The organism is Streptomyces sp. NPDC047028 (genome assembly GCF_040644095.1).
In the GTDB taxonomy this organism is placed as follows: Bacteria; Actinomycetota; Actinomycetes; order Streptomycetales; family Streptomycetaceae; genus Streptomyces.
In genome coordinates, this window is record NZ_JBEYVS010000131.1 from 1 (window position 1) to 1,272 (window position 1,272).

A 1,272-nucleotide genomic window follows, 5' to 3' on the forward strand; every position below is an offset into this window, starting at 1 on the left:
ACGACGTACGGGCGGCCGGGCTGATGGGCCAGCTGCGGATCGCGCTGCGCGCCTACGCCGCCGAGGGCCACCGCCCGGACGCGGTCCTCACCCGCCCTCACCGGTGACCCGCACGCGCAGCGCCGTCGCCCCCGAGGCGTGGACGGCCACGTCGCTCCAGGAGAACGGCAGTTCGGCACGATCGGCCGCACCTGCGTAAGTGAGGACGTGCAGCGCCGCGTCCAGCAGAGCCGGGTGCAGCGCGAACGAGTCCGGGTCGGTCCCCTCGGGCAGCGACACTTCGGCGCAGACCGTACCGTCGGCAGCCCGCCAGGCGCTGGTCAGCCCCTGGAAGAGGGGACCGTAGTCCAGGCCCATGGCGGAAAGATCGTCGTAGAGCGTCGAGGCGTCGATAGGCTCGGCACCGGCCGGTGGCCAGGACCCGAGATCAGCGGGTTCGACGGCCTCGGCGGAGAGAGCACCTTCGGCGTGCAGGGTCCAGGAGGTCTCCCCGTCGGGACGCGAGTGAACCGTGACTGCCGGCTCGTCGCCCTCGCCCACGCGGACGCGCACTGCGACGGCGCCGGTCTCGGGTATGACGAGGGGAGCATGGAGGGTCAGGTCGCGTACGGTGCCGCAGCCGATCTGGTCTCCGGCGCGTACGGCGATCTCGACGAGGGCGGCGCCGGGCACGATGACCGTGCCGTTCACGGCGTGCTCGGCCAGCCATGGGTGGGTGGACAGGGACAGCCGGCCGGTGAACAGCACGCCCTCGCCGTCCGGCAGCTCCACCGCCGCCCCGAGCAGCGGGTGCCCGGCATCCGACTGCCCGAACTCCGATGCGTTGCCCGCCCGGGCCGCCGTGGCTGCCAGCCAGTACGTCTCGTGCTGGAAGGCGTAGGTGGGGAGGTCGACGGGGTTGCGGCCGGGGCCGAAGTAGGCGGTCCAGTCGACGGAGGGGAGGCGGGTGAGGGCTTCGGTGAGGGCTTGGGGTTCGGTGCGGTCTCGGCGGAGTGTGGGGACGGCTCGGGGATCGGCTGCCATGGCGGTCAGGACGGCGTCGGGGCCCAGTTCCAGGAAGGTGGTGATGCCCTGGCCGTCGAGGGTGGTGATCGCGTCGGCGAAGCGGACTGCCTCACGGACGTGACGGACCCAGTAGGAGGGCTGGGAGAGATCGTCGTTGGAGACCGTCTGACCGGTCAGCGTCGAGACGATCGCGGTCGTGGTCTCGTGGTACGTGAGCTGGGCGGCGATCCGCTCGAACTCGGCGAGCATCGGCTCCATGAGGGGCGA

General features: G+C 72.0%; 1 protein-coding gene. It reads right to left on the bottom strand.

The features are described 5' to 3' along the window. Positions 1-87: 87 nt before the first annotated feature. Positions 88-1,272 (bottom strand): polyketide synthase dehydratase domain-containing protein (locus tag ABZ854_RS37265; RefSeq protein WP_361220506.1); only part of this gene is annotated, 1,185 nt, incomplete at its 5' end.